This window comes from Sphingomonas bacterium (genome assembly GCF_028289855.1).
Classification (GTDB): Bacteria; Pseudomonadota; Alphaproteobacteria; order Sphingomonadales; family Sphingomonadaceae; genus Sphingomonas.
Genome location: NZ_JAQGKZ010000080.1, coordinates 66169 through 79691, shown reverse-complemented (window position 1 = coordinate 79691; position 13523 = coordinate 66169). Strand labels below are relative to the sequence as shown.

Here is a 13523-nt window from a genome sequence, read left to right as displayed (position 1 = left end):
CAGTCCCCGCATCAGTAGGTCAATATCGCATTGGCGAGCACCGAAAAATAGCGCCCGCTGCCGTTGGATTGGGTGAACAGATCGCGGAACCCGCCGCCCGCCTGGAGCATCGCGGCAGAGGCGCGGAACACGATATTCTGCGTCGTGCGCGGGCGCCAGATCGCCGACACCGAATAGTCCATCCCGATCGACCGCGGGATGCTGCCCTCGTTGCGCAGCGCCTTGAGCACCGCGGTGTCGGCGAACGACAGCCGGTTGACGTTGGCCGACACGCGGATCGCCGTGGTCAGGTCGAAATCCGCGCCCGCGCCGATCAGCATCGTCCCCGGATTGTTGAAGTTCGACTGCCCCTCGTCCTTCGACGATCGCAGATCGGCGAGCACGCCGTTGCGCCCGTTGACCCCGATTGCGCGCCCGCCGCCGGCGAACGGGATCGACTGGCGGATCCAGTAGCTCGTGTCGGCCCCGGCGAAGATCGGGTTTTCGAGGATGGCGTCGTAGCCGGTCTCTTTGTTGTCGTACGGGTTCTTGTCGCCGCTCGCGTAGAGGAACGACAGCCGGAACCGCGCCCAGTCCATGTCGTAGCTCGGCTCGGCGGCGAGGAAGAAGGCGCGGACCTTGGCGGGTCGTGAGGTGAAGATGCTGTTGCGGTCGCTGCCGAGCGCGGCATAGGCCGACAGCGTCAGGTTGATCCGCCCGAAATGGCCATCGCCGTTATAGCCCAGATAGGTGATGTTATAGTCGCGCCCGCGCTGGTCGCCGATCAGCGCCGGGCGCACCGGGAAGCCGTTCTTGTCGTAATAGAACTCGCGTCCCTCGCGGTCGAAATCGTGCGCGGCGGTAATCTGGCTGGTGAAGCCGGGCACCGGGAAATCCTGGCGGTAGAGATTGGCGATGGCGATCCAGTCGCGCCGCGGCGTCTGGCCGAGGTCGTTGAGCCCGGTGTTGGTATCCTTCTCCAGCCGCCAGAACAGCGCCAGATTGTACTGGAAACGGTTGTTGTCGCGATTGCCGAACAGCCGGATGCCGAGGTTCTGGTCGTTGAACAGGAAGCCGCGGAAATCGGCCTGGAACGGCTGGATGCCGATGCGGACGGAGTCGAAATCGTAGCGGTCGCTGACGTTGCGGATGTGATAGTCGATGAACGCCTCTTGGACGCCCAGGAACGTGTCGTGACGGTATGGCGGCTTCGATGGGCTGACGAACAGGATGCGCCGCTCATTCACCCGCGTGTAATTGTAGTTGTACGCGATCGCGACCCGATACTCGATCTCGGGAGGCTTGAAGGTGGTCTGACCCTTGTAGAGCGAGAATCCGACGACGAAGGTCTGCGCGGCGAACAGGCTGGAGGATCGGCCGAAGCTGTCGAGGCTGCCGGGGCGTGAGGTCGTTTGCGTTCCGACCGGCGTGGGGAAGGATCTCGGCTCGATCACCGTGTCCGACACGCCCGACAGCACGAAGAACCAATCGTCGCCGCGGATCGGCAGCCACGGCACTTTCTTGCGGTCGAGCGGCCGGTCGCCCTTGATCGTGCTCTGGCGATAGGGATCGAGCGGCGAACGGCAGATCGCCTGGATCGCGCGGAACATCTTCTCCGGGCAGAGCGCCGTCGCCAGCCGCCAACGGTCGGGCAGCGGGAATTCGTCGCCGGGAAACGCGGAATCGGGTGGTGGACGCACCGCGCCGGGATTGAACTGCGTGACCTTGGACGGCAACGGACCCTGAATGTCGCCCGGACGGCGGCGGCCGGGGATCAGCGCCTCGTCGAGGCTGTCGGGCGGGTCCATCGGCTGCGGTTCGAGTAGCTTGTCATCGTTGGGCGCGGGCGGCGGCGGTTCGAGCTGCGCCGAGGGCGGCGGGGTCATCGTGTCCGAGCCCTTGGGCGGTTTCTTGGTGGTGCGGACAGCGTCGGTCGTGGCGGCGTCCTGTGCCCAGGCGGACGAAGCGGCCAATGCTATCCCGGCGGTCGCGAGTATCAGCGCGGGCCGCACGCCACCCCTCATTTGCCGTTGCAGACGTTCTGGTCCGCCGTGTCGAGGAACGGCGCGACCGGACAATTGACGTAGCGCAGCCGCACCCCCTGCGGCGTCAGCTGGTCGGCACGGATCGCCGACGGCGCCTCGCCGATCGACCCGACTTCGACCCCGGCATTGTAGAGCCCGAGGAACGCGATCATGTCGTCCTGATCGACGCCGTCGCCCGACACGCCGATCCCGCCGACCAGCACGCCGCCGCGATACACCGGCACCGAGCCGGGGAAGATCTGGATGCCGTTCTGCAACCGGTTCTGACCCGGAGTAGCATCGGGCAGGGTCGTGCAGCGCGCCGGCGTGTCGGTTGGCGCGCCACCGATATAGCCGAGGTGCTGGCCGATATTGCCGATGATCAGCGCCGATTGCAGCCCGGTGGAGAAGGCGCTGAATTGTGCGATCGGGCGTGACAGCGGGCCCGGCGGCTTGCCGTCCTCACCATCGGGATAGAAGGGCCGTGAGAGGTTGCCGTTGGCACGGTCGGTGAAGGCGGTCTTGCCGGTCAGCGCAGTGGCATCGCCAAGGAAGGTGCGGAACGCCGGCACGAACGCGCGCACGTCGGCGCTGGCATTGGCGATCAGGTCGCTGCCCGCGTTGTTCCCCGAAAAGAACGCGGCGGTGCGCGCCTTTTGCAGCGCCACATCGGTGCCGAAGATCGGCGCGTCGGGCGATCGCACCAGCCCGAGCGCGGCGCCGTAGGTATCGACCAGGGCGATCGACACTTCCGCGCGGCTGTCGAGCGGCTGGCGGATCGCGGCGCGCGCGCGGCGCATGACGGTGAAGGCATTTTGCAGGATCGCCTTCGCCTCCGCGGCGGTCAGCGGGCTGGCCACTGCCGCACCATCGGTGCCGCTCCGCAGCGGGAAGCGGTTGTGCGCCGATCCGTCGGTCAGGACGAACGCGTCGAGATTGTCGAACTCGGCGGTCGTCGCCGCACGGATGCCCGAGGCTTCGGTGCCATAGGCTTGTCCCGCGACGAGCGCGGGCGGGCCGCCTTCGCCGTAATAGCCGCGCACGGTGGCGAGACTGCCTGCCGTGCCGTTGATCGTCGCGAAGCCGGGGGCGCTCGCCGGGTTGGTTGAAAGCCCCGCGCTGGTCGCGTCGAGGTAACGCAACGACACGCCCCCGGCGATAATCCGGTCGGCGGTGATCGAGGATGGTGCGGTGAACCCGGTCGCGCCGGCGAGCGCGATGAACTCTTCGGCATCGTTATCGACATCGAGCGTGTTGGGGTCGAAGCTGTACACCCCGTCGCCCATCACCCCGATCCCGCCGACGACGACACCGTTCTTGTACAGCGGCATGCCCCCGGCATCGGCGGATAGGCCGAGCGGGGATCGCTTCGGCCCGATGAACGCACCGACGCCGCCCGCCGACTGATAGCGCGCCGACAGGTCGGAGCACGGCAATTGGCTGAACTGCACCCCGAACAACGGCCCGCTTTCCAGCCCGAGGCTGCCGGGTCCGGGGGTAAAATGCTCCTGCACGATCTGCGATGCGGTACGCGTGGTGAAGGCGTTGCCGCTGCTCGACAGATAGGCGGCGGTCACCGCCTTGGCGATCGCGCCGGCGGGGGCGGGGAAGGTCACGCCCTGCGCATCCATGCCGATCCCGCTGGTGGGGAGCGGGATCGTCGCGGTCGCGGGTGCGCCGGTCATATGGAACACCGCGAGGACGTTGCCGACGCGATCCGACACGGCGATGTCCGACGGCAGATTGCGCGCTTTCGCTTCAGCCACCGCCTGCGCGACGATTGTGCCGATCTCCGCGCTCGTCAGCGCGACTTGCGCAGGGGCGGTGTAGTAGTTCGTCGGGCCGCTCGGTGTGGGGGTCGGGCTGCTGCTGGTCGGTCCGCCGCCGCTCGATCCGCCACCACCGCACGAGCTGAGCACCAGCGCGACGGTGGCGAGCATCGCGATCGAGCGCCGCACCTTCATCGCAGTCCACCGATCGCATTGGTCGCGGTGCGCAGCGCGGTGCGGAAAGCGCCCGGGTTATAGGCGTTGGGATCGCGTACCGCGGCATAAGCGCGATCGATCGACGGCCGGATCCGCGCCACGTCGCCGCGCGACACCGCGCCGCCATCGGCGAGCGATGACAGCAAGGTATCCACTGCCATCACCGCTTGCACGCTCCCCTCATAATCGGTGTAGCGCGGCGTGGTGACCGTGTCGGCGAGCGCGGCGATCATCGCGAACGTTTCGCGCGGACCACTGCCCGACAGGCGATCGGCGAGCGCGCGGGCATCGGCGCGCAGCTTCGCCGCAGCGGCGACCGCGGTGGGGCGGCTGACGGTCATCGCGTTGTGGAAGGCGAGACTGTTGGCCAGGAACCGGTTGGCGAGATCGGGCGAACGCACGCGCGCTGCCGCCGCCAGCATGATCATGTTCTCGTCCTGGAACGGCGGCGTGCCCAGTGGGGTGCCGCGCCCGGGATTGCTGATGCTTGAAGGACGGTAGCTGGGTTCGTCGCCGATGCGGCGGTGACAGCTCTGGCAATCGAAGAAATACAGTTCGGGAAACACGCCGCGATTGGCCAGGCGGTCGTTCGAGAACAGGCTCAGCGAGCGTTCGAGCGCGGTCGCCTGGCCGACCATCCACAAGGTCGCGGCGCTCGGTGAATTCTTGCGGGCGGCATAATCGCCGTCCACGTTCCAATGCTTTTCCAGCGTCGAAAACAGGTCGAGCTCGAACGTCAGCCGCGGATGCCCGGCGGCCATGATGCGGTGCTCTGCGAACTGCCCGCCTTTGTCGCTGCCGTAGTGGCAATCGAGGCAGACCGCGGCGCGCACCGTCGGCTGGTCGAGCGCGCGCATGCCGCGCGCGACATTGTTCGCGTGCGTGCCGCCGACCGCATAGTGGCTCGCCAGCCAGCCCGCAGCATTGCCATGGCACGCCTCGCACCCGACGCCGTCCGAGGGTCGCGCGGCGGCGGTGCCGACGTGACAACCGGTACACGTCGGCGCGCTTTGCGGGTCGCCGATCCCGAGCCGAGCCGCGATCGCCCGCGCGCGCGCTTCGCCCAGCACGCGCCACGCGCGGCTGTGCGCGCCGGCGGGGGAGGATTCGTCCTGCCACAATTTGAGTTCGTCGAGCCGGACCACCGCGCCGGTCGGCTCCTCGCGGCCATGGCAGGTCGATCCCGCGCACGATGCCACGCCGACGGGGCCGCCAGCGGTGGATTGCGGGGATGCGGGCGACGCCGGGGCGGTCGACAAGGCGGCGCTGGGGTGCGCGAAGATCGCAAAGACGAGCAGAGCCAACGCGATAACCGGCAAACCGGCTTGCCAAAACCCCACGATTCCGGCGCGCTTCCCCAACACAGCCTCCGCTCGTTTCGCGCCCGTTCGCCGGTCGGTCGCCGCCTTGCCGGCATGATCCGGGTGGGGGCCCCAAAAGTCAATTCACGAGTCCTCCGGATCGTCGCGGATACCGCTCTGCCGAGCCGCATCGAATGCTGCTATGTCCCGATTGCGACTCCGGACGAACGGAGCGTGGTCGCCGCATTGCAAACCCGTGTGGGAGTACGGAATGGCCAGCAGCGAGCATGTCGATCTGTCGCATTTCATCGAGGGCGTGGGGCGGCGCAATCCAGGTCAGTCAGAATTCGTCCAGGCGGTCCAGGAAGTCGCCGAGGACATTTTCGACTTCATCGCCGACAAGCCCGATTATCACGAATATCAGATCCTGCGCCGCATCGCCGAGCCCGACCGGATCATCTCGTTCCGCGTCTGCTGGGAGGACGACAGTCACAATGTCCGCGTCCAGCGCGGCTGGCGGGTGCAGAACAACAATGCGATCGGCCCGTATAAGGGCGGCTTGCGCTTTCACCCCAGCGTCACCGAAAGCGTGCTCAAGTTCCTGGCGTTCGAACAGACGTTCAAGAACGCGCTGACGGGGCTGCCGATGGGCGGCGGCAAGGGCGGCGCGAACTTCAACCCCAAGGGCAAGAGCGACCACGAAGTGATGCGCTTCTGCCAGAGCTTCATGACCGAGCTCTATCGCCATGTCGGCGCCGATGTGGACGTGCCGGCGGGGGATATCGGCGTCGGCGGGCGCGAGATCGGGTACATGTTCGGCCAGTACAAACGCATCACCAATCAGTTCACCGGCGTGCTGACCGGCAAGGGGCTCGAATATGGCGGGTCGCTGATCCGGCCCGAGGCGACGGGGTATGGCGCGGTCTATTTCCTCGCCAACATGCTCAAGACGCGCGGGCAGGATCTGGCGGGCAAGACCGCGGTGATCTCCGGATCGGGCAACGTCGCGACGCATGCCGCGGAGAAGGTGACCCAGCTCGGCGGCAAGGTGCTGACCTTGAGCGATTCGGGCGGGTTCATCCACGATCCCGACGGCATCGGCCAGGAGAAGATCGACTGGATCAAGGTGCACAAGACCAGGCGCCGGGGCCGGATCGAGGACTATGTCGCCGAGTTCAAGGGCGCGAGCTTTGTCGCCGGCAAGACGCCGTGGGGCGTGCCGTGCGATGTCGCGCTGCCGTGCGCGACGCAGAACGAGCTCAACGGCGAGGATGCGCGGACGCTCGTCGCGAACGGCTGTATCGCGGTGGCCGAAGGCGCCAACATGCCGACCGACCTGGAGGGGGTCCACGTCTTCAAGGCAGCGCGCATCCTCTACGCGCCGGGCAAGGCATCGAACGCCGGCGGGGTCGCGGTGTCGGGGCTCGAAATGAGCCAGAACTCGGAACGCCGATCGTGGAAGGAAGCCGAGCTGCAGCAGCTGTTGCTCGACATCATGGCGGGGATTCACGACCGCTGCCTGGTCCATGGCCGCGTGTCCGACGATTACGTCGATTACGTGAAGGGCGCCAATATCGCGGGGTTCAAGAAGGTCGCCGACGCGATGCTGGCGTACGGCGTGATCTGATTAGTTATCCACAATCTATGGTTCGCAACATGGTTGTCACAGGCAGCGCCTAGCGACAGACTGGATTGGATTCGCACGATTCTTATCGTTCGACCCGCCATGCCGCGAAGGAAGCCAGTATGTCCCGTATCGTGTTCGACCTGCAGAATGACGTCCCGCTCAACTACGGCGTGACGCCCGATGCCGGGCCAGTGCGGTTCGACACGCCCACCCTCGCCGGCGATCTCCAGCCGCCGGCCGATCCCACACAAGCCGCGCAGGCCGGTACGGGCAGTGTGTCGCTGACGACGCTTGGCACGGCGTCCACGCAGGACTTCAACACGCTGTCGAACACCGCGGGCAGCTCGAACAACACCACGATGCCGAACGGCTGGTATTTCCTCGAATCGCTCGGCGGCGCACGCGACAACGGGCAATATGCTGTCGATACCGGCGGCAGCACCACCGCCGATACCTATAGCTATGGCGCAACGGCAAGCACCGAGCGCGCACTCGGCCAGTTGCGCAGCGGCACGCTTGCGTCGGTCATCGGCAGCCAGTTCACGAACAATACCGGCGGTGCGATCGGGTCGCTCGAGATCACCTATGACGGCGAGCAGTGGCGGTTCGGCGGGGTGCATTCAACCGTGCCGGACAAGCTGGATTTCCAGATCAGCTACGACGCTACCAGCCTCAGCACAGGGACGTGGATCGACGTCAATACGCTCGACTTCAACTCGCCGATAACCACCGGCACGGCCGGCGCACTCGACGGCAACGCGGCCGCTAACCGCGTGGCCGGGATCAACGCGATCATCTCCGGCCTCAATATCGCAGCCGGCGCCACTTTCTGGGTGCGCTGGGTGGACCAGGATGCAACGGGGTCCGACGATGGTCTCGCGATCGACAATTTCTCGATCAAGGCGAATGCCGCAGTCGCCACGCCCGGCAGCCTGACGATCGCCGACATGGCGGTAGCCGAAGGGAATAGCGGCGATACCGACATGGTGTTCACCGTGACTCGCGCCGGCGGCAGCACGGGCGCGATTTCGGCGGCCTATACGATCACCAACGGCACGACCGATGCTGGCGATTTCGGCACGGGCTTCGTCGCGACCGGCACGGTCAATTTTGCCGACGGCGCGACCACCGCGCAGATCCACGTGCCGATCGCCGGCGACACGACCTACGAGCCCAACGAGACCTTCTCGGTCGCGCTCAGCGCGCCGACCGGCGGCGCCACGCTCGGCGGTCACTCGACCGCGACCGGCACGATCACCAACGACGACGCCGCGCCGGCGGGGACGCTGAGCATCGGCAACGTCACGGTGGCGGAGGGCAATAGCGGCGACACCGACGCGGTGTTCACCGTCACGCGCGCGAACGGCAGCGTCGGCGCGGTCTCCGCGACCTATACGATCGCCAACAGCACCACCAATGCGAGCGATTTCGGCGCGGGCTTCGTCGCTACGGGAACGGTGACCTTCGCCGACGGCGCGACCACCGCGCAGATTCATGTGCCTATCCATGGCGACACCACCTACGAACCCGACGAGACCTTCACCGTCACGCTCAGCGCGCCAACCGGCGGCGCCTCGCTCGGCACCGCGACCGGCACCGGCACGATCACCAACGACGATCCGATCCCGCCGCCGGCTAACGTCTATATCAACGAGATCCACTACGATAATGCCGGCACCGACGCCGGCGAGGCGATCGAAATCGCCGGGGTCGCGGGCACCGACCTGACCAATTACAAGCTGGTGTTCTACAACGGCAGCAACACGCCGGGCGCCGCGCCGACGTACATGACGACCAGCCTGACCGGGGTGATCGATAACGAAGGCGGGTCGGGCTATGGCGCGCTGTCGTTCAGCTACCCAGCCAACGGCATCCAGAACGGCATCGCCGACGGCGTCGCGCTGATTGCGCCCGACGGCACGGTGATCCAGTTATTGTCGTACGAGGGCGTCTTCACCGCCGCCGCCGGCACCCCGGCGGCAGGTGTGACGAGCACCGATATCGGCGTGTCCGAAGACGGCAGCGGGGCGCTCGGCCAATCGCTCCAGCTGATCGGCAGCGGCGCGAGCTATGCCGACTTCACCTGGCAATCGGACGCCACCAGCAGCTTCGGCTCGCTGAACACCAACCAGATCATTATCGCCGACAATGCGACCGGGCAGATCCGCGTCGCCGACGCATCGGTGGTGGAAGGCAATTCGGGCACCGCCAACCTGACCTTCACGGTCTATCGCGCGGGTGGACTCGGCTCGAGCGCGACGGTCGATTATTCGGTCAACCTCGACGGCACCGCGACCAGCGACGATATCGGCGCGGGCGCGGTGCTGACCGGCACCATCACCTTCGCGGTCGGCGCGCACAGCGCGACCGTCACGGTGCCGGTGGTCGGCGACACGGTCGGCGAGGCCAACGAAACGCTGTCGCTGACGCTCAGCAACCCGACCGGCAACATCGCGATCACCGATGGTGCTGCGGTCGGCACGATCCTCAACGACGATTTCGTGACGCTGACGATCAGCCAGATCCAGGGCGCCGGCCACACCTCCGCCTATGTCGGCCAGCCGGTCCAGACGACGGGCATCGTCACCGCGGTCGATACCAATGGCTTCTACCTGCAGTCGGCGGTCGGCGACGGCGATGCCGCGACCTCCGACGCGATCTTCGTCTTCACCAGCACCGCACCGACCGTCGTGGTCGGCGACGGCGTCACGGTCGGCGGCACCGTCACCGAATTCGCCGGCGACGCGCAGGGCCTGACGATGACCGAGCTCAATTCGCCGGTCGTGACCATCGACAGCCATAACAATGCGCTGCCCGCCGCGATCGTCATCGGCAACGTGCCCGGCGGCATCCTGCCCCCGAGCCAAGTCCTCGATGACGATCATTTGACGACGTACGACCCGGTGCACGACGGGCTCGACTTCTGGGAATCGCTCGAGGGCATGCGCGTCACGATCGACGCGCCGCAGGCGGTGTCGAACACCGACAGCTTCGGCGACACCTTCGTCGTCGCCTCGCACGGCTCGGGCGCGACGGGGATGAACGACCGCGGCGGGATCACGATCTCGCCCAACGGCGACGGCACGGTCGACTACAATCCGGAGATGATCCAGGTCATCGGCGATAGCGGCGTCTATACCGGATACCACCCGACCTACACCGTTGGCGATCAGCTCAGCAGCATCACCGGCATCGTCAATTACGCGTTCGACAATTACAATGTCGTCGTCACCGCCCCGGTCACGATCACCAACGACGTCACGCTGACGCGCGAGACGACGACGCTCCAGAGCAACAGCGACTATCTGTCGCTCGCCACCTACAATCTCGAAAATCTCGACGCGTCGGACCACAAGTACGACATTCTGGCGAGCGACATCGTCTACAATCTGCGCGCGCCGGACATTCTGGCGGTGCAGGAAGTCCAGGATGCCGACGGCGCGGGCAGCGGCACCGATCTGTCGGGCGTGAGCAACGCGCAAGGGATCATCGACGCGATCTTCGCGCTGACCGGCATGCATTACGGCTATGTCGAGATCGCGCCGACCGTCGCCAATTCGACCGGGGGCGAGCCCAACGGCAACATCCGCAACGGCTATTTCTACAATCTCGATCGGGTCCAGTACGTCGCCGGCTCGGCCGAGCTGATCACGGGTTCCGCGTATAGCGGCAGCCGCAACCCGCTGGTCGCGAGCTGGCTGTTCAACGGCCAGACGATCACCACGATCGACGTTCATGCGACCTCGCGCGGCGGCAGCGAACCCTTGCGCGGCAACGACCAGCCCGCCGGCGACGCCGGCGATGCGCAACGCACCGCGCAGGCGGCCGGGGTGAAGGCCTATGTCAACGCGCACCTCGCCGATAACCCGAACCTCAACATCGCGGTGCTCGGCGACTGGAACGGCTTTTACTTCGAGCAGGCGCAGACCCAGCTGACCGATCACTCCCAAGGCGGGATGCTGACCAACGTCAATTATCTGCTCAGCCCCGAGGAGCGCTATTCGTATCTATTCGACGGCAACGCGCAGCAGATCGACAACATCCTGGTTAGCGCGAACTTGCTGGCGGTGGCGAGCAACTACGACGCGGTCCACCTCAATTCGCAGTTCGGCGACACGCGACCGACCGACCATGACCCGCAAGTCGTGCTGTTCCACCTCGGCAATTCGGGCGGCGACAGCTTCTTCGGCACCAACGGCGACGACACCTACACGATCGATAACGTCAACGATCATGTCTACGAAAATGCCAATGGCGGCACCGACACGATCAACAGCTCGATCACCTACTCGCTGGTCAACGCGCCCAATGTCGAGAACTTGACGCTCACCGGCACCGCCAACATCGACGCCACCGGCAGCACGGGCAACAACGTGCTGGTCGGCAACAGCGGCGACAACACGATCGACGGCAATGGCGGCACCGACACGATGCGTGGCGGCGACGGCAACGACACCTACACCGTCGACAGCGCCGACGATGTGGTGATCGAGAATGCGGGCGAAGGGATCGACATCGTCAAGTCTACGGTCAGCTACACGCTGGCCGCGGGGTCGAGCGTCGAGCTGCTCCGCCTGTCCGGCACCGACAATATCAACGGCACGGGTAACGCCGAGGCGCAGAAGCTGGTCGGCAATAGCGGCGACAACGTGCTCGACGGCGGTGGCGGCGGCGACGTGCTGCGCGGCGCGGCGGGCAACGACACCTATATCGTGCGCGACGCGACCGACCGGATCGTCGAGAATGACGGCAACGGCAGCGATATCGTCAAGGCGGCGGTCAGCTACACGCTCGCATCCGACGCCTCGATCGAAACGCTGCGCACGATCGACGACAGTGCGACGACCGCGATCGACCTGACCGGCAACAGCCACACCACGCTGATCGTCGGCAACGCCGGGACCAACCATCTGACCGGCGGCAGCGGCGACGAGACGCTGACCGGCGGCGGCGGCGCGGACGTGTTCGTCTTCGCCGGCACCGGGGTTGGCCACGACACGGTCGGCGACTTCGCCAGCGGCACCGACCGGCTCGACCTGACCGCCTATTTCGCCGATTTCACGACATTCCAGGCGGCAACGCACGATGTCGGCGGCAATGCAGTGATCGACCTGGGCAATGGCGAGACGGTCACGCTGAGCGGCGTGCTCTCAGCCCAGATCCAGTCGGGCGACGTCATCACCGCCAGCGGCCAGGCGCCGTTCCACATCGACAAGGTCGATGTGCAGCACATGCTGATCGATGCGCTGAGCATGCCGTCGCACGGAGCAATGATCCACGAAACGTGGGGCAACGGACCCGCCACCTTCGCGCTGCTGTAAAGGCGGGCTCGGCCTTTCACGCAACGCTGATAAAGCGATCCGCGTGAAAAGGCTCCGCTCGTGCGTCAATTTAATCCACGCAGCGACGCGGAGCGATCAGCGCATCATGCGGAAACGAGCCGGGAATTTGGTCAGGGCCGCGGCCCGGCGCTTGACCTTCGAGATCCGAATAACGGCGTAACGTTCGATCGGATAAGCGATCGTTACGCTACCGAATAACCTATAACGTTAACATTCGCGCAAGAAACGATGCACAATTCCCATTTTGAGACTTTAGACAAAAAACAGTTATTTCGTTGTTAACCTTGATTGGGGTGTATTAACTATATTATATTATAGCACCGGGGATAATGATCGTGACTGATAGAGCTACCCGCTAAGATAAGTTACATTACGTGTCTTTCGATTTCGGATATATATCGCCTCATTGACTCTCGGCCTACTCATCAGCGACCATAAGGTATTCAATTGATACCTTGTTCGGGAGCGGGATGGCGATGTCAGACAAGCAGGTCTCCAATAAGAATGCACCGGTCGCAGAGGCGAAGCCGGCGCCATCGACGGTCCCGAAGGATCCCGCTCTGGCGGCGCTGATGCAGGCAACTGCGGTCGTGACCGGGCTCGATCTAAAAAAGGCGGCCGGCGATATCCAGGCGGACGTGCAAAAACTGCGCGAGAAGCTGACGCCGCAGCCGCCGCAACCGGTGCCGGACCACAATCATCGTCACGCGGACCCGCAGATCGGTCCCTTCCTGACGCAGCAGAAGCTCGACCTCGCCAAGGCGGACATCCGCTATGACAATGCCCAGTCGGCAGCGGTCGCGGCATTGGAGGGCGAGCTCAACAATTGGAAGCAGGCGGTCAGCCAGTACCATTTCGCGATGAATACCGCCCATCTCGCGGTAACGGCAGCGGTCAAGGCGACGAAGGACAGCTATGCACTGAAGCATACCGACTCCAACAGCCGCAGCTTGTATCTGTTCTACACGATGGCCGAAGAGGTCGATGCCGCGGTCCAGGCCTACGAGGTGAGCGCGGCGAGTGCCGCGACGGCGCTGGCGGCGGAGGCCGGAAACCTGCTCGCCGCGCACGCCACGTTCCGCGGATCGATCGCGGCGGCGACCAGCACCCTGATGACCGACCAGACCACGGCGGCGCAGACATTCTGGCAGGGAGCCGAACAGGCCAACGGCGTTGGCTGACGGCATACCGACCCGCCCCCCAGGCAACAACCATGGACCCGGCCCCGCAACCGAATGGCGGGTCGGATGGTTCGAAGAGGAACG

6 protein-coding genes are annotated in these 13523 nt (G+C 65.5%); 3 read left to right on the top strand and 3 right to left on the bottom strand.

What is annotated here, in order from left to right; genetic code table 11:
• Positions 1–11: 11 nt before the first annotated feature.
• From JWM94_RS09310 to JWM94_RS09300, 3 genes are all read right to left on the bottom strand, one after another.
• Positions 12–1865 (bottom strand): hypothetical protein, encoded by a 1854-nt coding sequence (locus JWM94_RS09310; protein ID WP_299425574.1) that lies wholly within the window; start codon positions 1863–1865, stop codon positions 12–14.
• 134 nt (positions 1866–1999) lie between these two features.
• Positions 2000–3967, bottom strand: a complete 1968-nt coding sequence (locus tag JWM94_RS09305) for a heme-binding protein (protein ID WP_299425467.1) — start codon at positions 3965–3967, stop codon at positions 2000–2002.
• On the bottom strand, positions 3964–5292 hold the full coding sequence (locus JWM94_RS09300; RefSeq protein ID WP_299425463.1) for a multiheme c-type cytochrome: 1329 nt from the start codon (positions 5290–5292) through the stop codon (positions 3964–3966). Before JWM94_RS09300 ends, JWM94_RS09305 begins: the two co-directional genes overlap by 4 nt.
• 268 nt (positions 5293–5560) lie before the next feature.
• On the opposite strand from JWM94_RS09300, the gene gdhA reads away from it, so the two are divergent.
• From gdhA to JWM94_RS09285, 3 genes are all read left to right on the top strand, one after another.
• A complete protein-coding gene (gene gdhA / locus JWM94_RS09295) occupies positions 5561–6916 on the top strand; it encodes an NADP-specific glutamate dehydrogenase (RefSeq protein ID WP_299425460.1) in 1356 nt (451 codons plus the stop codon).
• A 119-nt stretch (positions 6917–7035) separates the two neighbouring features.
• A complete protein-coding gene (locus JWM94_RS09290) occupies positions 7036–12237 on the top strand; it encodes a Calx-beta domain-containing protein (protein ID WP_299425456.1) in 5202 nt (1733 codons plus the stop codon).
• 497 nt (positions 12238–12734) lie between these two features.
• On the top strand, positions 12735–13439 hold the full coding sequence (locus JWM94_RS09285; protein ID WP_299425452.1) for a hypothetical protein: 705 nt from the start codon (positions 12735–12737) through the stop codon (positions 13437–13439).
• Positions 13440–13523 lie beyond the last annotated feature (84 nt).

Excerpts from the sequence above, each read along its gene's own strand:
- JWM94_RS09310 (WP_299425574.1), bottom strand. The coding sequence starts at position 1,865 with ATGACCCCGCCGCCCTCGGCGCAGCTCGAACCGCCGCCGCCCGCGCCC.
- JWM94_RS09305 (WP_299425467.1), bottom strand. The coding sequence starts at position 3,967 with ATGAAGGTGCGGCGCTCGATCGCGATGCTCGCCACCGTCGCGCTGGTG.
- gdhA (WP_299425460.1), top strand. The coding sequence starts at position 5,561 with ATGGCCAGCAGCGAGCATGTCGATCTGTCGCATTTCATCGAGGGCGTG.
- JWM94_RS09290 (WP_299425456.1), top strand. The coding sequence starts at position 7,036 with ATGTCCCGTATCGTGTTCGACCTGCAGAATGACGTCCCGCTCAACTAC.
- JWM94_RS09285 (WP_299425452.1), top strand. The coding sequence starts at position 12,735 with ATGTCAGACAAGCAGGTCTCCAATAAGAATGCACCGGTCGCAGAGGCG.